This window comes from Promicromonospora sp. NPDC060204, assembly GCF_042728455.1.
Lineage (GTDB): Bacteria > Actinomycetota > Actinomycetes > Actinomycetales > Cellulomonadaceae > Promicromonospora.
In genome coordinates this window covers 1-24,768 of sequence record NZ_JBHWZO010000039.1, presented here as the reverse complement: position 1 = coordinate 24,768, position 24,768 = coordinate 1, and the positions used below count along the sequence as shown (strand labels likewise).

Genomic DNA, 24,768 nt, shown 5'->3' with positions numbered 1-24,768 from the left:
TCCGTTACGTTGTCCGGCATGGCAGCCGACGTCGACACCGTTCTGTTCCTGCCCGGCCTGGGCGCCGGCAAGGACCCCTGGGCTGCCCAGCTCAGCAGCCTGCCGGCCGGGTTGACCGGGCTGGCGCCGGACATCCCGGGCCTCGACCGGGCCGCCGAGCCCGGTGCGTTCACGCTGGCCGACGCCGCTCGCGAGCTGTGCCGGCTGCTCGACGAACGGGGCCTCGACCGGGTCCACGTCTGCGGCCTGTCGCTCGGCGCGATGACGGCGACCCGGCTCGCGCTCGACTTCCCCGACCGGGTCGCGTCCCTCGTGCTGTCGGGCAGCCAGGTGCGGCCCCACCCGGCGCTCATGGCGATCCAGCGCACGATCGTCCGGATGCTGCCGGAGAGCACCGCAGCCGGCATGGAGATGACCAAGGCGCAGTGGCTCGGCGCCCTCCGGGTCGTCGCGGACATGGACTTCCGGGCCGGGCTGCCGAGCATCGAGGCGCCGACGCTCGTCCTGTGCGGCAGCCGCGACGTCGCGAACATCCCGGCGGCGCGTGAGCTGGCCGCCCGGATCCCGCACGCGGAGCTGCGCATCGTCCCGCGTGCGGGACACCCCTGGAGCGTCCAGCTCCCCGAGCTCTTCTCGCAGACGATCGCCGACTTCTACGGGCGGCTGTCGCGGGACGGCTGACGCCGCCCCGCGACCCACGGCCCCGGGGCCCGAAACCACCGCGACCTGAGGCAACCGCGACCTACAGCACCCGAGCCACGCCCGGGATGCGCCGCAGCAGGTAGGCGACGCCCCAGCACAGCGGCACCGACAGGGCCAGCAGCACCAGGAACTTCACGCCCGCGGGGGCCACGAGCGGCGACAGCAGCACCGCGACGCCCACCAGCACCAGCGGGTGGATGACGTACACCGCGAACGAGTGCTGCGCGGCGAACCGGGCCCAGGCCGGCTGGCCGGAGAACCGCTCCCGGAACAGCACCAGCAGGCCCACGACCGCACCGATCGCGACGACGTTCTCGGCGAGGCTCTGGCCGAGCAGCGCGAGGATCCCGGCGTCCGGCGCGCTCGCGAGGGCCGACAGGCCCAGCGCCGGCGCCACGCCGACGAGCGCCACGATCAGCGCGACCCGGCCCTGCCGCGCCGTGAGCGCGGTCAGCCAGCCCCGGCGCGCGGCGAGCAGCCCCGCGACGAAGAGCAGCACGTACTGCGGCAGGTAGGCCGGCGACGGGAGGCCGACGCCCACCCAGTACGTACCCATCGGCACGGCGAGCCGCCAGAGGGCGGTCACGACGGTCAGGACCGCGACGAACCCGGCGATCGCGCGGAAGCTCAGGGGCTGGGCCACCAGGGCCGGGGCGGCGTCAGCGGCGACGTCTGCGGCGACCTCCGGACCGACGAGCGCACCCCGCCGGGCCGCGGACCGTGCCCGCAGGGCGCGGAAGGCCGCGTAGGCGAGGGACAGCACGAGGAGCACCTCGACGAACCACATCGGCCCGGGGTCGCCCACGCTGAACCAGAAGTGGAGGAACGACTCCCCCGCCGCGCGGCGCTCGGGCCAGCCCGGCAGGGACAGCACCGGCCGCGCGACCAGCCAGAAGGCGACCAGCGGGACGCCCAGCCGGACGATCCGGTCGCGGGCGAAAGCGCCCGGCCCCTTGCGGTCCGCCGAACCGGGGACGAACAGGCCGGAGAGCAGGAAGAAGGAGCCCATGAACCAGAGCTGGTTCGCGATCACGAACACCATGAGCGCGAGCCCGGACAGGCTCTCGCTCGGCTCGGTCCAGTACCAGATCGGGAGCGCGCCGTAGGTCAGCGCGCAGTGGTGGGCCAGGACCAGCACGGTCAGCAGGATCCGCAGGTTGTCGACGTACCCCAGCCGGGTGGTCGGCCTCGCGGCGATCGTTGTCATCTCGGTCTCCGTCGTCTCGGTCGCGCTTCGTTGGTTCGTTACTCGACTAATGAACCACAGAACGTGCCCGGCACGCAACAAAACCCGGGGCGCAACAAAAAAACGAGGGCCGCCACCTCGCGGTGGCGACCCTCGTCCGGATCAGGTCAGCGGCCCATCAGCCGCGCCCAGAATCCCCTCTTCGGCTCAGGCGACCTCGTCGCCAGCTCCTTTGGGCGGTTCCGGCTGCCCAGTGCCGGAGCCCCCCTCCGGCGTGTCGCTCGCCGACGTCGCGGCGTCCGCCGGCGAGTCCGCGGAGGCGGAGGTGTCAGCGGCAGCCGGCGAAGCGGCGGACGACGCGGAGCCCGACGAACCCGACCCGGCGGCGGGCAGCTGGATCTGGTCCAGCGTGGCGGGCCCGCCCTCCGCCGCGTCCTGCGTCTCGTGCGCGTGCTGCGCCGCGGCGGCGATCGTCGCGAGCGTGGCCTTCACGGCCTCGCGCGCCTCGGACCGCTCCTCGGGCAGGCTGGCGACCGGAGCCGCCTGCTCCGGCGCGGGGGCCACCTTCTCCTTGGCCTCCTTGCCGCGCTTGCGGCGCGACCGCGCGGCGCGCGGGCTCTCCTCGACCGCGGCGGAACCGGGGCCGACGCCGGAGCCCGGCTTCTCGATCGGCTCCTCGTGCACGATGAAGCCGCGGCCCTTGCAGTGCTCGCAGGTCTCGGAGAACGCCTCGACCAGACCCTGGCCCACACGCTTGCGCGTCATCTGGACCAGGCCCAGCGAGGTCACCTCCGCCACCTGGTGCTTGGTGCGGTCCCGGCCGAGGCACTCGACGAGGCGACGCAGCACGAGGTCGCGGTTGGACTCCAGCACCATGTCGATGAAGTCGATGACGATGATGCCGCCGATGTCGCGCAGGCGGAGCTGCCGCACGATCTCCTCGGCCGCCTCGAGGTTGTTCCGCGTGACGGTCTCCTCGAGCGTGCCGCCCGCACCGGTGAACTTGCCGGTGTTGACGTCCACGACGGTCATGGCCTCGGTGCGGTCGATGACCAGCGAGCCACCCGAGGGCAGCCAGACCTTGCGGTCCATGCCCTTGGCGAGCTGCTCGTCCACGCGGTGCACCGTGAACACGTCGGTGTTCTCGACCCACTTGGACACGCGCTCGCGCAGGTCCGGGGCCAGCTCCTCGACGTAGTGCGCGATCTCGTCCCACGCGCCCTCGCCCTGCACCACCAGCGACGAGAAGTCGTCGTTGAAGATGTCGCGGACCACGCGGATCGCCATGTCCGGCTCACCCTGCAGCAGGGCGGGCGCGGAGGCCTTCTTGGACTTGGCCTGGATGGCGTCCCACTGGCCCTGCAGGCGCTCGACGTCGGCGCGCAGCTCGTCCTCGCTCGCCCCCTCGGCGGCGGTGCGCACGATGACGCCCGCGCCCTCGGGCACGACCTCGCGAAGGATCTTCTTGAGGCGCGACCGCTCGGTGTCGGGCAGCTTGCGGCTGATGCCGGTCATGCCGCCGCCGGGCACGAACACGAGGTACCGGCCGGCCAGGGTGACCTGGCTCGTGAGCCGGGCGCCCTTGTGCCCGATCGGGTCCTTGGTGACCTGCACCAGGACGGAGTCGCCCGACTTGAGCGCCTGCTCGATGCGGCGCGGCTGACCCTCCAGGCCCGCCGCGTCCCAGTTGACCTCGCCCGCGTAGAGCACGGCGTTGCGGCCCTTGCCGACGTCGACGAACGCGGCCTCCATGGAGGGCAGCACGTTCTGGACGCGGCCCAGGTACACGTTGCCGGCCATCGACGCCTGCGACTGCTGCGAGACGTAGTGCTCCACGAGCACGCCGTCCTCCAGCACCGCGATCTGCGTACGCCCGTCCTTCTCGCGCACGATCATCGACCGCTGCACCGACTCGCGGCGGGCCAGGAACTCGGCCTCGGTGATGATCTGGCGACGACGGCCGTGGTCGCGGCCCTCGCGGCGACGCTGGCGCTTCGCCTCCAGGCGGGTCGAGCCCTTGAGCGCGGTGACCTCGTCGCTGCGGCTCGTGCGGGCGGCCGCGGCCTCGGCCCGCTCGCCGCGGGTGCCCCGGCGACGCCGGCGCCGACGACGGCTGCCGCCCTCGCCCTCGCCGTCACCGTCGGCCTCGTCACCCTCTGCGGCGTCCTGGCCGGCGTCCTCGGCGTCGCCGTCCTCGTCCGCGGACGACTGCGCGTCCTCCTCGGACTCGTCGTCCTGGTCCTCGTCCGCCGAGTCGTCCATGTCGTCCGAACGGGTGCGGCCGCCACGGCGGCCTCGGCCACCCCGGCGACGACGACGGCGCGACGGGCGCACCTCCTCGTCGTCGTACTCCTCGAAGTCCGCCGGGGCGAGCTCCTCGAGCTCGACGCCCTCGGCGACCAGCTCCTCCTCGATCGCGCCGACCTCGTCGACCGCTGCCGCGTCGTCCTCGCTCAGGTCGGCGACGATGAACTGCGGGGCGGCCGCGGCGGCCGCGGGAGCGGGCGTCTCGGCCGTGGTGTCACCCGTGGGTTCGGCGTCGGCCGGCGCGCTCTCCTGCGCGATGTCCGGGGTGCCGGCCTGCGTGGCGGGCTCGGCCGCGGGCCGCGCGGCCGGCTCGCCCGTGCGGCGCACGGCCCGGCGCGAGCCGGTCCTGCGGGTGCGGGGCTCCGGCGTGGTCTCGGCCGGGGCCTGCGCGGGCGCGTCGGCGACAGGCGCCTCGGCGACGGGCGCCTCGGCGGCCGGGGTCGCGGGGGCCTCGGTCCGGGGTGCGCGGCGCTCGGGGGCGGCCTGCTCGGGGGCGGGCTCGACCGGGCGGGCGACAGGGCGTGCGAACTGCGGCGTCAGGTCCTGCGGACGCGCCGGCCCGGCGGGGGCCTGCGCGCGGCGGGAACGGCGCGCCGACGAGTCGTCGGGCGCCTGGAAGAGCAGCGCGGTCGTCGCCAGGCGCGGCACGCGCGTGCCGGAGGTCGTCGCGGCGGGCGACGTCGCAGGCTGCGCGGGCGCCTCGGGCTGCTCAAACGCCGGGCGGCGACCGCCGCGACGCGTGCGGGACCGGGCGTCGGGCTCGGCCGGAGCCTCCGCGGCGGGCGCTGCCGCAGCGGGCGCCTCTGCGGGGGCCGGCTCAGCCGGTGCGGCCTCCGCCGACGTCGGCTCGACGGCCTGCTCCGAGGCGGGCTTGCGGCGCGACCGGCTGCGCTTGGGCGCGGGCTCGGCCTCGGGCTGCGCCGTGGCCTCGGCGGACGGCTCGGCCGTGGCGGCCTCCGCCGTCGGCTCGGCCTTGCGACGGGTCCGGCGCTTCGGCGCGGCCTGCTCCGCCTCGGCGGCGGGCTCGGCGGCCGGGCCGCCGGGCAGCACGATGTCGTCGAGGCTCGCGACCCCACGGGCCGGCGCCTCGGCGGCCTCGGCCGCGACGGGCTCCGGCAGGTCGAGGTCGAGCGGGGCGGCCTGCTCGGCGGACGCCTCGGGCTCGGCAGACGTCTCAGGCTCGGCAGGCGCCTCGGGCTCCGCGGGAACCTCGGGCTCGGCAGCCACGACGGCCTCGGGCTCGGCAGCCACGACGGCCTCGGGCTCGGGCTCGACGGCGGGAGCCGCCTCCGTGGTGATCTCCGTCTCGGCGGGCGCGATCTCCTCGGCCACGACGGGCTCGGCGGCGACCGGCTGGTCCGTCGTCGGCTCCTCGACGGGCGCGGGAGCGGCGGGCACCTCGACCGCGGTGGGCGAGGAGACGCCGCGCGTGGCGCGGCGGCGCGGGCGCTTGGTGGTGGGCTCACCGGCCGTGGGGGCCGCGGAGGTCGCGACCGCCGCGGTGCCGCCCGTGGTCACGGGCTGGCTCTCCGCCGGGGCGGCGGGGGCGTCGGACGCGCCGACGACGATGGGCTCCACGTTGGTGGCCGTCGAGACGACGGACCGCGTGGCCCGACGACGCGGGCGCTTGGCGGGCGCAGCGTCCGCCGGAGCCTCCCCACCAGTGGTGACCTGGGCGTTCGCCTCAGGTGCGTCGTGATCATCCTGTGACCCGATGGTCGAACCGGTGGTGCTGGAAGGCGTCACGTGAGGTGCTCCTGTAGCCGGCGTCCGCTCCACACCATGCGGACCGCCAGGCGGTCGGTCGTCCGGTGGATGCGCCGCGGCGAAGCGACACATCTGGACGGAAGTCTCGGCTGCGGCCCTGTTCCTGCGATCTTCGCGGACGCCTGCGGCCACGTTCTGTCGTGACTGCGGCACCGCGTGCGGATCGCGGGCAGTGTTGGACTCTGCAGTCCACGCAGGGATGTGGCCTGCGCGGGTTCGACCAGTATCGCACAGGAGACCATGCCTGTACCGCCCACATCTGAGCCTTGGGCAACAAAGAGCCAAACCGCGCTCCAAGTCCGTGTACAGTGCCTTGTGAAGACATTCACAAGCGACGGTCTCACCCCGCGGCGACGCGCGGACCTGGCAGATCAGGCCTAGCGTCCGAAGGGAAGAAGCCGTTTCGGAGACACACCTCAGGAGCCCGGAGTGGAAGCTCTCGACCTGGCACGCTGGCAGTTCGGCATCACCACCGTCTATCACTTCATCTTCGTCCCGCTCACGATCGGGCTGGCGCCGCTCGTCGCGATCATGCAGACCGCCTGGGTGCGGACGGGCAACGAGCGCTGGCTGAGGCTGACCAAGTTCTTCGGCAAGCTCTTCCTGATCAACTTCGCGCTCGGCGTCGTGACGGGCATCGTGCAGGAGTTCCAGTTCGGCATGAACTGGAGCGAGTACTCCCGGTTCGTCGGCGACGTGTTCGGCGCACCGCTGGCCATGGAGGCCCTCGCCGCGTTCTTCGTGGAGTCGACGTTCCTCGGCCTGTGGATCTTCGGCTGGGACCGCCTGAACAAGAAGGTGCACCTGGCCTGCATCTGGGCCGTGGCCATCGCGGTGAACCTGTCGGCATTCTTCATCCTGGCCGCCAACTCCTGGATGCAGCACCCCGTGGGCGCCCGGTTCAACCCCGAGACCGGCCGCGCCGAGATGGAGTCGATCTGGGCGATCCTCGCCAACAACACGCTGTGGGCGGCCTTCCCGCACGCCGTCGCGGCGGCGTTCCTGACGGCCGGGACGTTCGTGGCGGGCATCGCCGCCTGGTGGATGGTGCGCCTGGCCCGGACCAAGAAGCCGGAGTCCGTCGAGCTCGCCCGGAACGTGTACCGCCCCGCCGTGATCCTCGGCACAGTGGTGATGCTGGTGGCCGGCGTCGGCGTGGCGCTGACGGGCGACGCCCAGGGCAAGCTGATGTTCGAGCAGCAGCCCGGGAAGATGGCGTCCGCCGAGGCGCTGTGCGAGGGCGAGGAGGCGGCGAACTTCTCGATCCTCACGATCGGCGACCTGTCCAACTCGTGCGAGGGCGTGCGGCACATCTTGGAGGTGCCCGGCCTGGCCAGCTACCTCGGCACCGGCCACTTCTCGGGGCCGGAGAGCTTCCTGCCCGGCGTCAACGACGTGCAGCAGGAGTACTCCGAGCGGTACGGCGACACCGACGACGCCGGCAACGCCATCTCGTACACGCCCAACCTCGCCGTCACCTACTGGAGCTTCCGGCTCATGATCGGGTTCGCGGCCGGGTCCGTGCTGCTCGCCCTGGCCGCGCTCTGGTTCACGCGCGGCGGCCGGGTCAGCGACAACAAGTGGCTCGCCCGCATCGGCATCATCGCGATCCCCACGCCGTTCCTCGCCTCGTCGTTCGGCTGGATCTTCACGGAGATGGGCCGCCAGCCCTGGGTGGTGGCCCCGAACCCCACCGGCATCGACCAGATCCGCCTGCTCACCATGCGCGGGGTCTCGGAGGTGGTGAGCCCGGGCATGGTGCTCACCTCGATGATCGTGTTCACCCTGCTCTACGGCGTGCTGGCCTTCGTCTGGTACCGGCTCATGCACCGGTACACGATCGAGGGCGTACCCACGACGGTCCGCGACGAGTCGCCCGAGGCCGCCTCGGACGACTCCGACCGGCCCCTCTCCTTCGCCTACTGACCCCCGTCCGCAAGACCTGACCTGACTCAGACAAGGAAGTGACCGTGGACCTCGCACTCCTGTGGTTCTTCATCATCGCGATCCTGTGGACCGGGTACCTCGTGCTCGAGGGGTTCGACTTCGGCGTCGGGATGCTCATGTCCCTGCTCCCGCGCGGCCGGGCCGAGCACCGGGAGAAGGAACGGCGCGTCCTGCTGAACACCATCGGGCCCGTCTGGGACGGCAACGAGGTGTGGCTGATCACCGCGGGCGGCGCCACCTTCGCGGCGTTCCCCGAGTGGTACGCCACCCTGTTCTCCGGGTTCTACCTGCCGCTGCTGCTGATCCTGGTGGCGTTGATCGTGCGCGGCGTCGCCATCGAGTACCGCGGCAAGATCGCGGACGCCGTCTGGTCGCGGCGCTGCGACCTCGCGATCCAGGTGGGCTCCTGGGTGCCCGCCGTGCTCTGGGGCGTCGCGTTCGCCAACCTGGTGCGCGGCGTCCAGCTCGACGAGGCGCACCAGTACGTGGGCGGCTTCTGGGCCCTGATCAACCCGTTCTCGCTGCTCGGCGGGGCCACGACGCTCGTGCTGTTCCTACTGCACGGGTCCGTGTTCGTGGCGCTCAAGACCGACGGCGACATCCGGGCGCGGGCCCGGCGGTTCGCCGGCGTGCTGTCCCTGGTCGCCGTGCTGGTGGCCGGCGGCTGGGCGGTCTGGGCGCAGGTCGCGTTCTCCGCCACCTGGACGTGGGCCGCCGTCGCGGTCGCCGCGCTGTCCCTGATCGGTGTGGTGCTGACGAACCGGGTCGGGCGCGAGGGCTGGGCCTTCGGCCTGTCGGCCGTGACGATCATCGCGGCCACGGTGCTCGTCTTCGGCTCCATGTACCCCGACGTCATGCCCGGCCTGGACGGCGGCAACTCCCTGACCATCGCCGAGGCGTCGTCGACCCCGTACACCCTCACCATCATGACCTGGGTGGCCGCGTTCCTCACGCCGCTGGTGATCCTGTACCAGGGCTGGACCTACTGGGTCTTCCGGCGCCGGCTCACCGTGGACCACATCCCCGCCCCGGTGGGCCTGACCTGGAAGAAGATCAAGGAGTCGGCGTTCTGAGCCGGACCCCGGACAGGTACGGGAACATCACGTCATGAAGCCCCTCGACCCCCGCCTGCTGCGCCAGGTGCACGCGGCCCGCTGGTACGTGGCGCTCACGGTCGGCCTCGGCATCGCCGCAGCCGGGCTGATCGTGGCGCAGGCGCTGCTCATCGCCGCGATCCTCACGCCGGTGGTGCGCGGCGACGGCGTGTCCGGTCCGGAGCTCGTGCGGTCCTTCGCGTGGCTGGCCTTCGTCGTCGCGGGGCGCGCCGCCGTCGCCTGGGCCCAGGAGCGGTACGCGCTGCGCGCGGCCGCCCGCACCATCGCCGAGCTGCGGCGCGCCGTGGTCGAGGCGTGGGCGCTGCGTGGCCCGAGGGCGAGCTGGCCGACGGCGGACGGCGGCGGTGGTGTCGCGGGCGGTCCGCCGGCGGACGGCGGCGCGACGGCGAACAGCCCCGCGGCGACGTCGGGCAGCGGGAGCGGGGCGAGCCCCGAGGCCGAGGTCGCGACCCTGGCGACGCGCGGCCTGGACGCGCTGGAGCCGTACCTCGTGCGGTACGTGCCGCAGCTCGTGCTGACGGCGCTGCTCACCCCCGCGCTCGTGTGCGTGGTGTTCGGCCTGGACTGGGTCTCCGCGGTCATCGCGATCGTGACACTGCCGCTCGTGCCAGTGTTCATGGTGCTCGTCGGGCGGCTGACGGCGGGCACCTCCGAACGCCGGCTCGCCACCGTGGAACGGCTCGGCGCCCAGGTGCTCGACCTGGTCGCCGGGCTCCCGACCCTGCGCGCCTTCGGCCGGTCGTTCGGGCCGGGCGAACGGGTGCGCGCGCTGGGCGACGCCTCGCGCAAGGCCACGATGGGCACGCTGCGGATCGCGTTCCTGTCCTCGATGGTGCTGGAGCTGCTCACCACGCTGTCCGTCGCGATCATCGCCGTGGGTGTCGGGCTGCGGCTCGTCGAGGGCGCGATGCTGCTGGAGCCGGCGTTGGCCGTGCTGGTGCTGGCGCCGGAGATCTACCTGCCGCTGCGGCGGGTGGGGGCCGAGTTCCACGCTTCCGTGGACGGGGTCGCCGCCGTGGATCGGGCGTTCGCGCTTCTTTCGGGTTCTGGTTCCGGCTCTGGTTCCGTCCGGTCGGAGGGCGGCTCGCCTTCCGGGGTGCGTGGCGGAGGTGTGCGGGGCGTGGTGCTGGAGGGGGTTTCCGTGCGGGCTGCCGGGCGGGGGGTTGTCGCTCCTGCCGGGTTGTCGGCGCGGATACCGGTCGGGAACGGCGGGTTGGTCGTCGCGTTGCGGGGGCCGAGCGGGGCCGGGAAGTCGACCGCGGTGCTGACCATTCTCGGGCTGCTCTCGCCGGACGCCGGGCGGGTTGGGCTGGTCACCGGCGACGGCGCGTTCCTCGACCTGGCCGACGCCACCGCCGACGAGCTCGCGGGCTGGTGGGGCGGGCTCACCTGGGTTCCGCAGCGGCCCACGCTCCCGCCGGGGCGGCTGCGCGACGTCGTCCTGGAGGGTGCCTCGGGGCTCGGCGGTGTCGCGGGCGCGGACGACGGGGACGGCGAGCGGGCGCTTGCCGGGGCTGCGCGGCTGACCGGGCTGGACGCCGTCGTCGGCGCGCTGCCCGACGGGTGGGACACCCGCGTCGGGCTCGGCGGGGTAGGGCTGTCCGTCGGACAGCGCCAGCGCGTCGCGCTCACGTCCGCCCTGCTCGACGACGCGGCCGCCCGGCCGCTGGTGATCCTCGACGAGCCGACCGCGCACCTCGACGCGCGCGGCGAGCAGGCCGTGCTCGACACCGTCCGCGCCTGGCGCGACGCCGGCCGGACCGTTGTTGTCGTCGCGCACCGGGCGTCGCTGCTCGCCCTCGCGGACCAGGTGATCGACGTCCGCTCGGCGGCGGACCCGACGGACGCGACCGACCAGGCAGACTCGCCGGGCTCGTCGGGCGCCGCGGACCTGACAGAGCCGGCCACACCTACGGGCGGGGCGCCCGGCTCCGCGGACGGGCCGGCGTCCGACCTCGCGATCGACCGGGGGACCCGATGACCGACCAGCTGACCCGCGAGCCGGCCCGTCCGGCCTCCCCCGCGCCCGGACCGGGCCGCGATCCGCTGCGGCGCATCCTGCCGCTGCTGGAGGTCCGGCCCGGCAAGGTCGCCGCCGCGATCGCGCTGGGCGTGCTGGCGCTGGCCTGCGCGATCGGGCTCGCCGCCGTCGCCGCCTGGCTGGTCGCCCGCGCGTCGCAGATGCCGCCGGTGCTCACGCTCTCCGTCGCGGTCGTGTCGGTGCGGGCCTTCGGCATCGGGCGCGGCGTGCTGCGCTACTGCGAGCGCCTCGCCTCGCACGACGTCGCCCTGCGGGGCATGGCCGCCCTGCGCGCCAACCTGTACGAGCGGCTCGCCGCGGACGACCGGCCGGTCACCGTGCGGCGCGGCGAGCTCCTGGCGCGGATCGGGCAGGACGTCGACGACGTCGGCGACGTCGTGGTGCGCGCCGTCGTGCCCGCCGGCGTCGCGGCGGTGACGTCGCTGGGTTCCGTGATCCTGCTGGGCGTGCTGCTGCCGGCCGCGGGCGTGGCGCTGGCGTTCTGCCTGGTACTGGCGGGTGTCGTGACACCGTGGCTCGCCGCGCGCGCCGCGGCCCGGACCGAGGCGCGGGGCGCGGCCGCCCGCGGCGAGGTGACGGCGCTGACCCTGGAGCTCCTGGAGGAGTCGGCGCCGCTGCGGGTCGCGGGGCGGTTCGACGCGCGGCTGGCCGACCTGGACGCCGCGGACGCGCGGCTGTCCGCCGTGGCCGACGACGGCGCCCGCACCTCCGGACGCGCCGCCGCGCTGGGGGCGCTGGCCCAGGGCCTCGCGGTGCTCGCGTCGCTGGCGTTCGGTGTCCCGGCGGCGCTGGCGGGCACGCTGTCGCCCGAGGCGCTGACGGTGATCGTGCTGACGCCGCTCGCCGTGTTCGAGGCGACCTCGGGCCTGCCCGCCGCGGCGGTCCAGCTGCACCGGTCGCGCGAGGCGGCGCGGCGGCTGCTGGCGCTGCTCCCGGAGCCCTCCCCCGTGTCAGACGTGCAGGTCACCCGGGTGACCTCGGCGTCTGACGCGGAGCGGGCCGAGGACGGCGCGGACGGCGCAGGTCGTGAGAGCGACGGCGGCGCGCTGCTCGTGCTGGACGAAGTCGCCGCCGGCTGGCCCGGCGCGGACGGACGGCCGGTCGTCGCGGTCGAGTGGGTATCCCTCACGCTGGCGCCGGGCTCGGTCGTGGCGCTGGCGGGGCCGTCCGGCGTGGGCAAGACGACGCTGCTGATGACGGCGGCGGGACTGATCCCGCCCGTGAGCGGGGCGGTCGGCGGAAGGTCGGCAGCTCCTCAGGCGATCAGCAGCTCGGACCGCCGAACACCAGACGGGCTACCGATCGCGCGGGCCGGGGACACGGGTGGCGGGACGCTGTTCGTCGCCGAGGACGGGCACGTGTTCGACACGACCGTGCTGGAGAACCTGCGGGTCGCGCGTGGCGACGTCACGCCGGACGAGGCGCGCGCCGCGCTGGACGCCGTCGGGCTGGGCGACTGGCTCGCCGCGCTCCCGGCGGGTCTGGACACCGTGGTGGGTACGGACGCGGCGGCGGTCTCGGGCGGCGAGCGTCGTCGGCTGCTGGTGGCGCGTGCGCTCCTGGCGCCGGCGCGGGTGCTGCTCGTGGACGAGCCCGCCGAGCACCTCGACGGGACGACCGCCGACGCGCTCGTGGACGCCGTCGCGGCCCACGCCCGCGCGACCGGCCGGGCGGTGCTGCTGGCGACGCACCGGCTGACGCCGCTGGCCGTGGCGGACGAGGTGCTGCTCCTGGCGGACGGGACGGCCGGCGGACCGGCGGAGGGAGCGGCGGACGAACCAGCGGCCGGGTCGGCCGGCCCCGGCTCCCCCGCGACCGTCGCGGCCCGCGGGCGGCACGCCGACCTGCTCGCGGGGGACGCGACCTACGCCTGGTCGGCGGCCCAGGAGGCCTGACGGGCGGCATCGACCATGCACCTGCTGCCACGCCGGGCCCGCATCTGGCAGCAGCTGCATGGTCGAGCGACGTCGGCTCGGCCGACGCGGGCCGGCCGACGCGCTGCCGGCTCAGCCGGCGGGCAGGCGGACCGTGGCGCGGAGGCCGCCGCCGGCCCGGGGTTCGAGGGCGAGGGTCCCGTCGTGCGCCTCGGTGATGCTCCGGACGATGGCCAGGCCCAGGCCGACGCCCACGTGGTCGCCGCCGGACCGTCTGGCGCGCGCCCGCTCGGTGCCGCGCTGGAACGGCTCGGCGAGCGTGGCCACGAGGCCCGCGGTGAGCCGCTCGCCCGTGTTCTCGACCGTGAGCGTCGGCCCGCCGGGCCCCGTGGCGGTACGGACCAGCACCGTCCCGGGCTCGGCGGCGCCGTCCGGCAGGTTGTGCACGATCGCGTTGTGCACCAGGTTCGTCGTCAGCTGTAGCAGGAGGGTCGGCGACCCGGTCGTGGGCGCGACGTCGCCCGAGGTCTCGATCGTGACGCCGCGGCGGCCGGCCAGCGGCAGGAGCGTCTCGGTGGCCTCCTCGGCCAGGAGGGACAGGTCGATGCGTTCCGGGGTGAAGGACCGCTGGTCGGCGCGGCTCAGCACGAGCAGGGCCTCGGTGAGGTCGATCGCCCGGGAGTTGACGGCGTGCAGCCGCTCGACGAGGTTGCCGGTGTCGCCGTCCGGGTCCCGGCGGGCCACGTCGAGGAACGTCTGGGTGATGGCCAGCGGGGTGCGCAGCTCGTGGGAGGCGTTGGCGGCGAACCGGCGCTGCTCCGCGACCTGCGACTCGAGCCGGGCGAGCATGGCGTCGAAGGAGTCGGCGAGCTCGCGGAACTCGTCCCGGCGGCCCGGCAGGTGGATCCGGTGCGCGAGCGACCCGCCCGCGGCCCGCCGCGTGGCGTCGGTGATCTGCGCCAGCGGGGCGAGCATGCGGCCCGCGAGGAACCACCCGCCCACCAGGCCGAACAACAGCAGGAACGCCATCACCACGAGGGCCGCCGGGACGAACACCCGCGGCCCCCAGCCGCCGATGAAGACCTGGGGGTTGGTGAGCTCGCGCAGGGAGTCGATCCCCGCCGAGGGCGAGAACCGCAGCAGGAACGCCCACGCGACGCCGAGCACGAGGGTGCCCGCCAGCATGAGGAACCCCGTGTAGCTCAGGGTGAGCTTGAGGCGGACGCTCATTCCGGGCGCCCTAGCCATGGTCGGCGTCCTCGACACGGTCGGCGTCCGCGCCATGGTCGGCGCCCTCGGCGACGTCGATGCGGTAGCCCACCCCGGCCACCGTGGCGATCACCCACGGCTCGCCGAGCCGCTTGCGCAGCGCCGAGACGGTGATGCGCACGGCGTTGGTGAAGGGGTCGGCGTTCTCGTCCCACGCCCGTTCCAGCAGCTCCTCGGCGCTGACGACGCCGCCCTCCGCGCCGACGAGAACCTCCAGCACGGCGAACTGCTTGCGCGTGAGCGGCACGTAGCGGCCGTCGCGGTAGACCTCGCGGCGGAACGGGTCCAGCCGCAGCCCCGCGATCTCCCGCACGGGCGGGCGGTGGTGGGCCCGACGGCGGTCGAGCGCCCGGAGCCGGAGCACGAGCTCGCGCAGCTCGAAGGGCTTGGTGAGGTAGTCGTCGGCGCCGAGCTCGAACCCGGAGGCCTTGTCGTCGAGCCGGTCGGCGGCGGTGAGCATGAGGATCGGCATGCCGCTGCCGGACGCGACCACGCGCCGGGCGATCTCGTCCCCCGAGGGCCCGGGGATGTCGCGGTCGAGCACCGCGATGTCGTACCCGTTGACGCTCAGCAGCTCCAGCGCGGTGTGGCCGTCGCCCGCGACGTCGGCGGCGATCGCCTCCAGGCGCAGGCCCGCGCGGATGCCCTCCGCCATCTCGGGCTCGTCCTCGACGATCAGCACACGCATGCCCTGATGCTACGGACCGCGGGTATATCGGGGGCATATGGAAATTCGCATACGCGGCGGCAACCGCGTGCCCACTTGGCTGGCGCCATGTCCTCCAGCAGACGAGCACCGGCGACGGCGGCCGACCGGCCGGCCACCACGCAGCCCACCGCCGGGCCCACCACAGAACCCGCCACGGCGCCCGCGACCGACCGGCCTCTCGCCGCCGCTGCGCGCGGCCTGACCAAGACCTACGGCCGCGGCGAGGCCCAGGTGCACGCCCTGCGCGGCGTCGACCTCGACGTCCCGCGCGGGCGGTTCACCGCGATCATGGGCCCGAGCGGATCGGGCAAGTCCACGCTCATGCACTGCCTCGCCGGGCTGGACCGCCCCAGCGGCGGCACCGTCGCGGTGGGCGGCACAGACCTCGGGTCGCTCGGCGACGACGCCCTGACGATCTTCCGCCGCGAGCACATCGGCTTCGTGTTCCAGTCGTTCAACCTGTTGCCGATGCTCACCGCGCGCCAGAACATCCTGCTCCCCCTGGAGCTGGCCCACCCGAAGATCGACGACGCCGCCCGCGAGCGCGCCGACGAGCTCGCGGACAGCCTCGGTGTCGCCGATCGGCTCGACCACCGGCCCGCCGAGCTGTCGGGCGGCCAGCAGCAGCGGGTCGCGATCGCCCGGGCCCTGGTCACCCGGCCGAGTCTGCTGTTCGCCGACGAGCCCACCGGCAACCTGGACAGCACCACGTCGGCGGAGGTGCTGGACCACCTGCGGCGGTCGGCGCGCGAGCTCGGGCAGACCGTCGTGATGGTTACCCACGAGCCGGACGCCGCGGCGTACGCCGACGACGTGGTCACGGTGCAGGACGGGCTGATCGCCTGATGCGCACCGTCCTCCTGCAGTCGCTGCGCCGCCACCTGCGCCGGTACGTCGCGGCCGCGGTCGCCGTGGTGGTCGCGGTGGCCTTCGTCGTGGCGGTCGGCGTGCTCACGGCCGGTGTGCAGACCGGGATCACGGCCGGCGCCGGGGCGCAGTTCGCGGGCGCCGACCACGTGGTCCGGGACCTGGGCACCCAGAACGCGATCACCTACGCCGCGCAGCACGGCGACGACGTCGCCGTCCTCGGCTCGGCCACCCTGCCGCTGCGGGCCGGCGCCGAGCAGGCCCCCGGCAAGTTCGTCGCGAACATCGCCGCCGCGCCGCGGCTGCGCTGGCAGACGCTCGACTCGGGCCGCTTCCCGGAACGCACCGGCGAGGCCGTGGTCGACGTGTGGACCGCCCAGGACATGGAGATCTCCGTGGGCGACGAGATCACGCTCGGCGCCGGGTCGACCGCCGCCGACCTCAAGGTCGTGGGCATCGTGGCGGCGTCCGCGAACCTGGGCCAGGCCGCGGTCTACGTCACCTTCGAGCAGCTGCTGAACTGGCGCGACGACGAGACCCTCCTGCTGGACCGGGCGGTCGTCATCGGGGACACCGGCCCGCTGCCGGACGGCGCGACGGCGGTCACGCCCGAGGAGCACGTCGCCGAGAGCATGGCCCAGCACACCAACAACGTGAACACGCTGTCGCTGCTCCTGCTGGTCTTCGCCGGCATCGCGATCCTCGTCTCGGTGCTGGTCATCACGAACACGTTCTCGATCCTGTTCGCCCAGCGGGTGCGCGACTTCGCGCTGCTGCGCTGCGTCGGCGCCACGCGCCGCCAGGTGATGGGGTCCGTGCGCCGGGAGGCAGCCGTCGTCGGGGTGCTCGCCTCGCTGGTCGGCGTGGCGGCCGGCGCCGGCCTCGGCTACGGCCTGATCGCCCTGGTCGACGCGCTCACGCGGCAGAGCCCGCTGACCGCTCCCGCGCAGCTGCCGGGCTGGTGGCTGCTCGGCGGGTTCGCGGTCGGGCTGGTGGTGACAGCGGTCGCGTCCTGGCTGCCGACCCGCCGCGTCGTGCGGATCAGCCCGCTGGCGGCGCTGCGTCCCGACGGCGCCGTGGACGTGCGGTCGGGCGCGGGCCGCACCCGGATGGCGCTCGGGGCGGCGTTCCTGGCCGGCGGCGTCGCGCTGCTCGCGGTGGCGGCCGTCCAGGACAGCACGGTCAGCATGGTGGCCGGCGGCGGCATGCTGTTCGCGGGCGTGCTCCTCCTCGGGCCCCTGCTGGTCCCGCGGGTGGTGCGGGTCGTCGGGGCGCTGCTCGGCCCCGGGGGGCGGCTCGCGACGGAGAACGCCGTGCGCAACCCGCGCCGGACCGCCGCCACCGCCGCGTCCCTGCTGGTCGGCGTCACCCTGACGACGGCAGTGCTCACCGGGCTGGCCACCACGCGCGCCTCGGTGGACGCGAACCACGGCACCGCGCACCCGCTCGATGTCGCGCTCACGTCGTGGACCGGGCCGCTGGACGCCGACGTGCTGGACCAGGTGCGGGCCACGCCCGGCGTGGGCGAGGCGATCGCCGTCGACGGCGTGCTGGTGGACCTGACCGGGGATGACGCAGCCGGGGGCGACACGGCGGGAGGCGAGGCAGCCGGGGGCGACACAGCCGGGGGCGACGTGACCGGGGCCGACCGGCCGCTCCTGCTGCTCGGCGCGCCGGACGCGAGTGCGGTCGCCCGGGACGGCGGGGCGTTCGCCCGGGTCGAGCCGGGCACGGTCGCGCTGGACGCGGACGTGTACGGAGACGACCCGGCGCAGCGGCTCGGCGACGGGACCGCCGGCACGGTGACGGCGAGCACCACCGGGGACGGCGGGCACGACGTCGCCGCCTCGCCCGTGGACCTGCGGGTCACCACGGGTTCGGGCTGGGGCGGGGCCGGCATCGTCGCACCGGAGACGCTGACCTCCCTGGGCTCGCCGCAGACGTACGCGGTGTGGGTCCGCGCCTCGGCCGACGCCGACCCGGTCGCGCTCCTCGCCGACCTGGACACGCTGGCCGACGCGGCCGGCGTCGACGTCGACAACGGGCTCCGCGCCGAGGTGGCCGACAACCAGATGCTGGGGACCATCACGGCCGCGACGCTCGGGCTGCTGGGCATCTCCGTGGTGATCGCGCTGATCGGGATCGCGAACACGCTCGGGCTGTCCGTGCTGGAGCGGGTCCGCGAGCACGCGATGCTGCGCGCGCTCGGCCTCACCCGCCGGCAGCTGCGGCGCATGCTGGCGGCCGAGGCCGTGCTGCTGTCCATGACCGCGACCCTGCTCGGCACGGTGCTCGGCGTGGGGTTCGCCTGGGTGGGCTACGAGACGTTCGTGCAGACGGCGCTCGACGCCGCGACCTGGCGCGTCCCGTGGGCCGAGCTCGCCGCCGTCGTGCCGGTGGGCGCCCTGGCGGGCCTGCTGGCCGCCGTCCTCCCGGCCCGCCGGGCGTCCGCCGTCACCCCGACGACGGCCCTGACCCTCGACTGAGGACCTGCGCCTGCTGACCTCGGTTCAGCAGGCCGCAGACGACCATGAACCTCGGAGTTCCGGTCGCCCACGGCCTGCTGAACCAAGGTCAGCCGGCGTTGACCACAGCGGTTGCTGCCAGCAGAGGCGCCGACCTGGCAGCAGGTGCTGTGGTCAACACCGAGGGTCTGCCGATGGGTCGGGCGGGGGTCAGCGGGCCGGGGACTCCAGGACCGCCATCGCCGCCGCGCGGCCCGGGATGCCGCTCACGCCGCCGCCGCGGCGGGCTCCGGCGCCGGCGAGCAGCACCCGCGGGTGCGCGGTCGCCACGCCCCAGCGCTCGGCGGCGCCGCCGACGCCGACGCCGACGTCGGCTCCGACGCCCAGCCCGGTCGCGGCCCCGGCGTCCGCAGGCCCGGCCCCGCCCGATCCGGCCACGCCCGACCCGGTCCCGCCCGACCCGGCCGCGCCCGCCCCCGCCGACGACGACCCAGCGCCTGACTCGGCACCCGACCGTTCCTCCGCGAAGGGCCAGCTCAGGTCGCGGTGGAAGATGTGCCCGCCCGGCAGCCCCACGTCGCCCTCCAGGTCCACGGGGGTGCGCACCTCCAGGCAGGGGGCGCCGTCGGCGTCGAGCGCGAGCACGTCCTCGATGGGCTCGGCCAGCACCGTGTTCAGGGACGCGAGGGTGGCCGCCAGGGCCCGCTGGCGGGCGCCGTCGGGGTCCGCGCGGAAGAGCCGGGCCGGCATGTGCAGCCCGAACAGCGTGATGGTCTGCGCCTCGGTCGCGGCGAGCTCCGGGCCGAGGATCGTCCGGTCGGACAGCGTGTGGCAGTAGATCTCGCTCGGCGGCAGGTCGGGGATGCGTCCGGCGGCCGCCTGCGCGTAGGCGTCCTGGAGCTGGGTGAGCGACTCGTTGACGTGCAGCGTTCCACTGAACGCCGCCACGGGGTCGACGTCGTCGCGCAGCCTGGGCAGCCGGCGCAGCAGCATGTTCACCTTGAGCTGGGCGCCCTCGGGCCCCGGTCCGGCAGCCCCGGCCGACCCCGGCTCCGCGGAGGACGAACCGGAGGACGACCCGGAGGCCGCACCGGAGGCCGCACCCCGCCCGGCCGCGGCGAGCAGCCGCTCCAGCTCGGCCGGCGCGCACCCGGCCAGCACGTGCCCGGCGGTCACGCCCCGGGTGCGCCCGTCGGCGTCGGTCCAGGCCACGTCGGCCCCCACGGCCCCGGGGTCGACGGCGGTGACGGTCGCCGAGGTGACGATCGTGGCGCCGGCCGCCACCGCGGCGTCGCGCAGGGCGCCGGAGACGGCGCCCATGCCGCCCACCGGCACGTCCCAGTCGCCGGTACCGTTGCCGATCACGTGGTAGAGGAAGCAGCGGTTCTGCCGCAGGGACGGCTCGTCGACGTCGGCGAACGTGCCGATCAGGCCGTCGGTGGCGGCGACGCCCCGCACGACGTCGTCGGCGAAGGTGCGGCGCAGCACCTCACCGAGGGGCTCCTCGAAGAGGGCGCGCCAGGCCTCCTCGCCCACACCGTCGGCGACGAGGTGCCGCACCGCGGAGCGCGGGAGCAGGGGCTCGGTGAGCGTCGGGGCGAGGCGGCGGGCCACCTCGGCGGTCATCGCGTAGAACCGGCCCCAGGCCTCGAAGTCGGCGTCGGATCCGGTCAGGCGCCGGAACGAGGCGCGGGTGGCGGCGTCGTCCTGGGTATCGACCAGCAGGCCGCCGTCGGCCACGGGGGTGTAGGAAGAGAAGCGGCGGCGGATGAGGCGGACCGGGAGACCGAGCTCGTCGACGATCCGGCGCGGGAGGAGCGAGACGAGGTAGGAGTAGCGCGACAGGCGGGCGTCGACGCCCGCGAACGGGCGGGCCGAGACGGCGGCGCCGCCCACGTGGTCGGCGCGCTCCAGGACGAGGACCGAGCGCCCGCCGCGGGCCGCGTAGGCCGCCGCGGTGAGGCCGTTGTGACCGCCGCCGACGACGACGACGTCGTACCGCGCGCGCAGGGGGTCGAGCAGGGAATCGGGCATGCACGCCATGGTGACACGCGGCACTCATTGCCAGGAACGTTCCATCACAAGACGGTATGTGACCTAATCGTGACATTTACGCAACGGACGAGTACGGTCGATCTCGCCGCTCCAGCAACGGGGAGGTCCAGGCCCGGACGCCGAATCCTGTCACCGGTCCTGAGCAGCCAGAACGTGACAGGGGCGGGGGAACCAGGTAAGCCGGGCACGCGAGTGTCCTCGGGGTGAAGCCTCCTTGTGAGGCCGGGTGATCGCTCTCCCCATCCGAACCCGACAGCTCACCTCGTAGGCGTCCGAGGAGATCACTGGTGACCGTACTCACCGACCGCACCCATGACTGGGCGGACGACCAGGCAAACCGACCCAGCAACCGGGGGCGGCACCGCGCCGAGGGCCCCGCTCTCACCCCCTTCACCGCTCTGACCCAGACAGCAGCCGAGAATGCCGCCCGTACCGGCGCCATCGCGGTCGTCACGTCCGGCATGCTCGCGTCGGTCTTCACCCAGACCGCCCACACCGCGCCTGCCGAGTCCCACACCCAGACCACGCTCGCGAACAAGACGTTCGACACCAAGACCCGCGCGGGCCTGGCCGAGAACCTCGTGACCAAGGTCGAGGTCGCCCACGACGCCGACTTCCAGTCCGAGAAGGGTCGCGTCACCGTGACCCCGTACGCCGAGACGGACGCCGGCATCGCCGAGGCCAAGGCGAAGGCGGAGGCCGAGGCGCGCGCCAAGGCAGAGGCGGAAGCCAAGGCGAAGGCCGAGGCGGAGGCGAAGGCCGCCGCCGAGGCTGCGGCGGCAGCAGCCGCCGAGGCCGAGGCCGCCGCGGCGGCAGCGTCCGAGTCCTCCGCGGACCTCGGCCAGCAGGCCGTCAACCTCGCCCTCGAGTACGTGGGCGTGCCCTACGTGTGGGGCGGAGCCTCCCCCAGCGGCTTCGACTGCTCCGGGCTCATCCAGTACGTCTACGCCCAGCTCGGGGTCAGCCTCCCGCACAGCTCGGCCTCGATGTCGACCGTCGGCTACCAGGTCTCCGCCGCGGAGGCCCAGCCGGGCGACATCGTCTGGACGTCCGGCCATGTCTCGCTCTACGCGGGCAACGGCATGGTCGTCGAGGCCCAGCAGGAGGGCGTCCCCGTGCACTACACGGAGATGTGGCAGACCAACCCGGTCTTCATCCGGGTGACGGGCTGACGCCTCCCGGCACATCACGCAGCACCCGCACGACTCGCAAGAACCCCCGGCGCAGAGCGCCCGCCCGGCCGTCCCGAGGTTCCCCTCGGGCAAGCCGGACGGGCGCTCTGCTTCGTGCCCCGGTCGGGTAACGTCCCCGGCGTGAAGATCCTCGTACCGGACGTGCCCTTCGACCTCGACTTCCCGTCCCTGCTGCCCGACGGCGGAGCCTCCTTCGCGCCCGGCGGCACCGACACCGTCGCCACCTACGCGATGAACGAGCCGATCCCCGCCGAGCACACCGACGCCGAGCTGCTCGTCACCTGGTCCAGCCCGCCCAAGATCGTGGCCGACGCCGCCGAGCGGCTGACCGGCCTGCGCTGGGTGCAGACCCTGTCGGCGGGGCCGGACGTCGCGCTGCGCTCCGGGTTCGCGCCCGACGTCGTCATCTCGTCGGGGCAGTCGCTGCACGACGACACCGTCACCGAGCACGCGCTGGCCCTGATCCTGGCGTCGGTCCGCCGGATCGACGTGTCCCTGGCCGCGCAGCGGGAGCACCGCTGGGCCAAGGAGATCGCGTTCGCCCAGGCCGACGGCGTCACCGGCCGCGAGTACTCGCTCGACGGCGCGCGCGTGACGATCTGGGGCTTCGGGTCGATCGCCCTGCGGCTGGCCCCGCTGCTCACCGCGCTCGGCGCGCAGGTCACGGGCGTCGCCTCGCGGGCGGGCGAGCGCTCCGGCTACCCCGTGGTCGACGCCAGCGGCCTCGACGCGCTGCTGGCCGAGACCGACCTGCTCGTCTCGCTGCTGCCCGCCGTGCCCGCGACGCGGCACATCCTGGACGCCCGGCTGCTGGGCCTGCTGCCGCCGACCGCGCGGTTCGTGAACGTCGGCCGCGGCGCGACCGTGGACGAGGCCGCCCTGGAGGACGCCCTGCGCTCCGGACGGCTCGCCGGTGCCGCGCTCGACGTCATGGAGACCGAGCCGCTGCCCACGGACTCGCCGCTGTGGGACGTGCCGAACCTGATCCTCACGCCGCACGTCGCGGGCGGCCGTCCGCGCGGCGCGGCCCGCTTCCTGGCCGACCAGCTCACGGCCTGGCGCACGGGCACCCCGCTCCGCAACGTGACCCCCCGCTAGCCAACCCGCCCCGCCCCCGCCCCTCACCCTCGCCCTCGTTGAGTGCTGGCTATTTGTTGTTCCAGGCGCTCGGAAGCAACAAATACCCAGCACTCAACGGGTGGGGCGGGGGTCAGAGGCCGCGCGGTTTGGGCTCGCAGACCGGGCAGCTGAACGACGACCGGTTCATGAACGCGTCGCGGCGCACCAGCGCACCGCAGCGGCGGCACTCCTCGTTCTCCCGGCCGTACACGGCGAGCGACCGGTCGAAGTACCCCGACTCGCCGTTCACGTTGACGTACAGCTCGTCGAAGCTCGTGCCGCCCTGCGCCAGCGCCTCGCGCATCACCTCGGCCGCCGAGTCCAGCACGCGGCGCACGTCGGCGGCCTTCAGCTTGTCGGTCGCCCGGGCCCAGTGCACCTGCGCCCGCCACAGCGCCTCGTCGGCGTAGATGTTGCCCACGCCGGAGACCACGGTCTGGTCCAGCAGGGCGCGCTTGACCTGTGTCCGACGACGGCGGACGCGGCTCACCAGAGCGTCCAGGTCCAGGTTCGGGTCGAGCAGGTCGCGCGCGATGTGCGCCACCGGCTCGGGCAGCACCGGCAGGTCGGAACCGTGTCCGGCGGGGACGCTCGCGTCCGTGCCGTCAGGCACGAGGTCCTGGACGCTCAGGTGCCCGAACGTGCGCTGGTCCACGAAGTCGAGGTACAGCGCGCCGGAGGGGGCGCCGTCCAGGTGCAGGCGGACCCGCAGGTGGGGGTGCTGCCAGTCGTCGGCCGGGTCGGCCGCGCCGGTCGGGGTGCGGGCTGGTTCCTCGTCCGGGACGGCGGCCGGGGCGGTGCCGGGGGCGGCGCTGGGCACTGCGACCGGGGCGGCGCTCGGCGCGGCGCCGCGCACGAGGAGCTGCCCCGACATCCCGAGGTGCGCCAGCAGCGCGGCCGCGGGGCGGGGCTCGGCGGAGGCCGCAGCCTCGGCGGGGTCGGCCGCCGGAGCGGAGTTCGCCGACGGCGCCGCGTCGGGCGTCGGCGTCGGCGTCAGCGCCTGGGCCTCGGCCTGCGCCGTCGACGGGACCGCAGGCTCCGTCAGCGGCAGCCAGAGGAACTTGCCGCGGCGCACCGCGGCCGCCAGGCGCCGTCCGGTGAGCTGGTCGCGGAAGGAGTCCGGGCCGCCGTCGTGCCTGCGGACGCTGTACTCGCGGAAGACCTCGACCTCGCGCACCACGGCGCCCACGACGAGCCGGTCGAGACCGTCCCGGACGGTCTCGACCTCGGGGAGCTCAGGCACCGGCGGCCGGCGCCTTGCTCGCGTCAGACGTGCCGGCGTCGGACGTGCCCGCGTCAGGCTTGCCCACGTCAGACTTGCCCGCAGACGCCTTGTGCGCGGCCGACGCGTCGGCGCCGTCGGCCTTGTCGGGCAGCGGGAACCTCTCCAGCAGGGCCCGGTAGGTCTCCTCCGCGGCGCCCTGCTCGGCGTGCTTCTTCGCGGTGCCGGAACCCGACCCGTAGGTGACGCCGTCGATCACGACGGTCGAGTGGAAGACGCGCGCGTGCTCGGGCCCCTCGAACGTGGCGATGTAGTCGGGGGCGCCCAGGCCGCGCTCGGCGGACGCCTCCTGCAGGGAGGTCTTCCAGTCCAGGCCCGCGCCCAGCCCGGCGGCGACGTCGAGCGTCGGGTCCACCAGCCGGTGCACCAGCTTGCGCGAGGTCTCCAGGCCGTGCGACAGGTACGTGGCGCCGATCAGCGCCTCGACCGTGTCGGACAGGATCGAGTCCTTCTCGAAGCCGCGCGTGCGGATCTCACCCTTGCCGAGCAGCACGTACTTGCCCAGGCCGAGGGTGCGCGCGATCGCGGCGAGCGCACGCTGCGACACCGTGGCCGCGCGCATGCGCGCCAGGTCGCCCTCCGACTGGTCCGGGTGGCGCCGGTACAGCGCCTCGGTGACCACGAGCCCCAGCACCGTGTCGCCCAGGAACTCCAGGCGTTCGTTGGTGGGGATGCCCCCGGCCTCGTGCGCGAACGACCGGTGGGTCAGTGCCAGCACAAGAAGCTTGGGGTCCAGATGGACCTCCGCCGAGACCATGATCAAGACCACCCCGCCGGGCCGCGGCTCCCGCCCGGCCCGGGTGACTTCACCGGTTTCTTCGTCTCGAACCTCATCAATGTGCATCGGTGGGAACATGCCATCGGCGTACC

The 24,768-nt window shown here is 74.5% G+C and carries 16 protein-coding genes and 1 riboswitch; of the genes, 9 read left to right on the top strand and 7 right to left on the bottom strand.

Annotated elements, in window-relative coordinates; all coding sequences use genetic code 11:
* Positions 1-18: 18 nt before the first annotated feature.
* Positions 19-681, top strand: a complete 663-nt coding sequence (locus ACFWEJ_RS07590; RefSeq protein ID WP_377228589.1) for an alpha/beta fold hydrolase — start codon at positions 19-21, stop codon at positions 679-681.
* 61 nt (positions 682-742) lie between these two features.
* On the opposite strand, the gene ACFWEJ_RS07585 is transcribed toward ACFWEJ_RS07590, so the two are convergent.
* Both ACFWEJ_RS07585 and ACFWEJ_RS07580 read right to left on the bottom strand, forming a co-directional pair.
* On the bottom strand, positions 743-1,909 hold the full coding sequence (locus ACFWEJ_RS07585) for an acyltransferase family protein (RefSeq protein WP_377228588.1): 1,167 nt from the start codon (positions 1,907-1,909) through the stop codon (positions 743-745).
* Between the two features lie 186 nt (positions 1,910-2,095).
* Positions 2,096-5,941 carry an Rne/Rng family ribonuclease gene (locus ACFWEJ_RS07580; protein WP_377228587.1) on the bottom strand — a complete coding sequence of 1,282 codons (3,846 nt, stop codon included), beginning with the start codon at positions 5,939-5,941 and terminating at the stop codon, positions 2,096-2,098.
* Positions 5,942-6,391: 450 nt separating this feature from the next.
* Here ACFWEJ_RS07580 and ACFWEJ_RS07575 point away from each other — a divergent pair, with 450 nt between their 5' ends.
* Genes ACFWEJ_RS07575 through cydC form a run of 4 tightly spaced genes read left to right on the top strand, consistent with a single transcriptional unit; the run spans position 6,392 to position 12,960 of the window.
* Complete coding sequence (locus ACFWEJ_RS07575) at positions 6,392-7,888, top strand: cytochrome ubiquinol oxidase subunit I (RefSeq protein WP_377228586.1); 1,497 nt, start codon at positions 6,392-6,394, stop codon at positions 7,886-7,888.
* A 44-nt stretch (positions 7,889-7,932) separates the two neighbouring features.
* On the top strand, positions 7,933-8,982 hold the full coding sequence (gene cydB / locus ACFWEJ_RS07570; RefSeq protein ID WP_377228585.1) for a cytochrome d ubiquinol oxidase subunit II: 1,050 nt from the start codon (positions 7,933-7,935) through the stop codon (positions 8,980-8,982).
* A gap of 34 nt (positions 8,983-9,016) precedes the next feature.
* Complete coding sequence (gene cydD, locus ACFWEJ_RS07565) at positions 9,017-11,005, top strand: thiol reductant ABC exporter subunit CydD (protein ID WP_377228584.1); 1,989 nt, start codon at positions 9,017-9,019, stop codon at positions 11,003-11,005.
* A complete protein-coding gene (gene cydC / locus ACFWEJ_RS07560) occupies positions 11,002-12,960 on the top strand; it encodes a thiol reductant ABC exporter subunit CydC (protein ID WP_377228583.1) in 1,959 nt (652 codons plus the stop codon). The genes cydD and cydC overlap by 4 nt, the downstream gene beginning before the upstream one ends.
* A gap of 111 nt (positions 12,961-13,071) precedes the next feature.
* Here the strand turns inward: cydC and ACFWEJ_RS07555 are convergent, their stop codons facing one another.
* Positions 13,072-14,169 carry a sensor histidine kinase gene (locus tag ACFWEJ_RS07555; RefSeq protein ID WP_377228582.1) on the bottom strand — a complete coding sequence of 366 codons (1,098 nt, stop codon included), beginning with the start codon at positions 14,167-14,169 and terminating at the stop codon, positions 13,072-13,074.
* A 10-nt stretch (positions 14,170-14,179) separates the two neighbouring features.
* On the bottom strand, positions 14,180-14,896 hold the full coding sequence (locus ACFWEJ_RS07550) for a response regulator transcription factor (RefSeq protein WP_377228581.1): 717 nt from the start codon (positions 14,894-14,896) through the stop codon (positions 14,180-14,182).
* A gap of 87 nt (positions 14,897-14,983) precedes the next feature.
* Here ACFWEJ_RS07550 and ACFWEJ_RS07545 point away from each other — a divergent pair, with 87 nt between their 5' ends.
* Together ACFWEJ_RS07545 and ACFWEJ_RS07540 are read left to right on the top strand one after the other, a co-directional pair.
* Complete coding sequence (locus ACFWEJ_RS07545) at positions 14,984-15,763, top strand: ABC transporter ATP-binding protein (RefSeq protein ID WP_377228580.1); 780 nt, start codon at positions 14,984-14,986, stop codon at positions 15,761-15,763.
* Positions 15,763-18,270 carry an ABC transporter permease gene (locus tag ACFWEJ_RS07540; protein ID WP_377228579.1) on the top strand — a complete coding sequence of 836 codons (2,508 nt, stop codon included), beginning with the start codon at positions 15,763-15,765 and terminating at the stop codon, positions 18,268-18,270. The genes ACFWEJ_RS07545 and ACFWEJ_RS07540 overlap by 1 nt, the downstream gene beginning before the upstream one ends.
* Positions 18,271-18,459: 189 nt before the next feature.
* Here the strand turns inward: ACFWEJ_RS07540 and ACFWEJ_RS07535 are convergent, their stop codons facing one another.
* Complete coding sequence (locus ACFWEJ_RS07535) at positions 18,460-20,283, bottom strand: phytoene desaturase family protein (protein ID WP_377228578.1); 1,824 nt, start codon at positions 20,281-20,283, stop codon at positions 18,460-18,462.
* Between the two features lie 128 nt (positions 20,284-20,411).
* Positions 20,412-20,591, top strand: a riboswitch (cyclic di-AMP (ydaO/yuaA leader).
* On the opposite strand from ACFWEJ_RS07535, the gene ACFWEJ_RS07530 reads away from it, so the two are divergent.
* Together ACFWEJ_RS07530 and ACFWEJ_RS07525 are read left to right on the top strand one after the other, a co-directional pair.
* Positions 20,592-21,476, top strand: a complete 885-nt coding sequence (locus tag ACFWEJ_RS07530; RefSeq protein ID WP_377228577.1) for a C40 family peptidase — start codon at positions 20,592-20,594, stop codon at positions 21,474-21,476.
* Between the two features lie 141 nt (positions 21,477-21,617).
* Positions 21,618-22,595, top strand: a complete 978-nt coding sequence (locus tag ACFWEJ_RS07525) for an NAD(P)-dependent oxidoreductase (protein ID WP_377228576.1) — start codon at positions 21,618-21,620, stop codon at positions 22,593-22,595.
* A gap of 112 nt (positions 22,596-22,707) precedes the next feature.
* Here ACFWEJ_RS07525 and mutM read toward each other — a convergent pair whose 3' ends face one another.
* Positions 22,708-23,859, bottom strand: a complete 1,152-nt coding sequence (gene mutM / locus ACFWEJ_RS07520) for a bifunctional DNA-formamidopyrimidine glycosylase/DNA-(apurinic or apyrimidinic site) lyase (RefSeq protein ID WP_377228575.1) — start codon at positions 23,857-23,859, stop codon at positions 22,708-22,710.
* Positions 23,852-24,655, bottom strand: coding sequence for a ribonuclease III (rnc, locus tag ACFWEJ_RS07515; RefSeq protein ID WP_377228574.1), 804 nt, complete (start codon positions 24,653-24,655; stop codon positions 23,852-23,854). Before rnc ends, mutM begins: the two co-directional genes overlap by 8 nt.
* Between the last annotated feature and the right edge of the window lie 113 nt (positions 24,656-24,768).

Coding starts and splice junctions, on each gene's coding strand:
- ACFWEJ_RS07590 (WP_377228589.1), top strand. CDS start 19: ATGGCAGCCGACGTCGACACCGTTCTGTTCCTGCCCGGCCTGGGCGCC.
- ACFWEJ_RS07585 (WP_377228588.1), bottom strand. CDS start 1,909: ATGACAACGATCGCCGCGAGGCCGACCACCCGGCTGGGGTACGTCGAC.
- cydD (WP_377228584.1), top strand. CDS start 9,017: ATGAAGCCCCTCGACCCCCGCCTGCTGCGCCAGGTGCACGCGGCCCGC.
- cydC (WP_377228583.1), top strand. CDS start 11,002: ATGACCGACCAGCTGACCCGCGAGCCGGCCCGTCCGGCCTCCCCCGCG.
- ACFWEJ_RS07555 (WP_377228582.1), bottom strand. CDS start 14,169: ATGAGCGTCCGCCTCAAGCTCACCCTGAGCTACACGGGGTTCCTCATG.
- ACFWEJ_RS07550 (WP_377228581.1), bottom strand. CDS start 14,896: ATGCGTGTGCTGATCGTCGAGGACGAGCCCGAGATGGCGGAGGGCATC.
- ACFWEJ_RS07545 (WP_377228580.1), top strand. CDS start 14,984: ATGTCCTCCAGCAGACGAGCACCGGCGACGGCGGCCGACCGGCCGGCC.
- ACFWEJ_RS07540 (WP_377228579.1), top strand. CDS start 15,763: ATGCGCACCGTCCTCCTGCAGTCGCTGCGCCGCCACCTGCGCCGGTAC.
- ACFWEJ_RS07535 (WP_377228578.1), bottom strand. CDS start 20,283: ATGCCCGATTCCCTGCTCGACCCCCTGCGCGCGCGGTACGACGTCGTC.
- rnc (WP_377228574.1), bottom strand. CDS start 24,655: ATGGTCTCGGCGGAGGTCCATCTGGACCCCAAGCTTCTTGTGCTGGCA.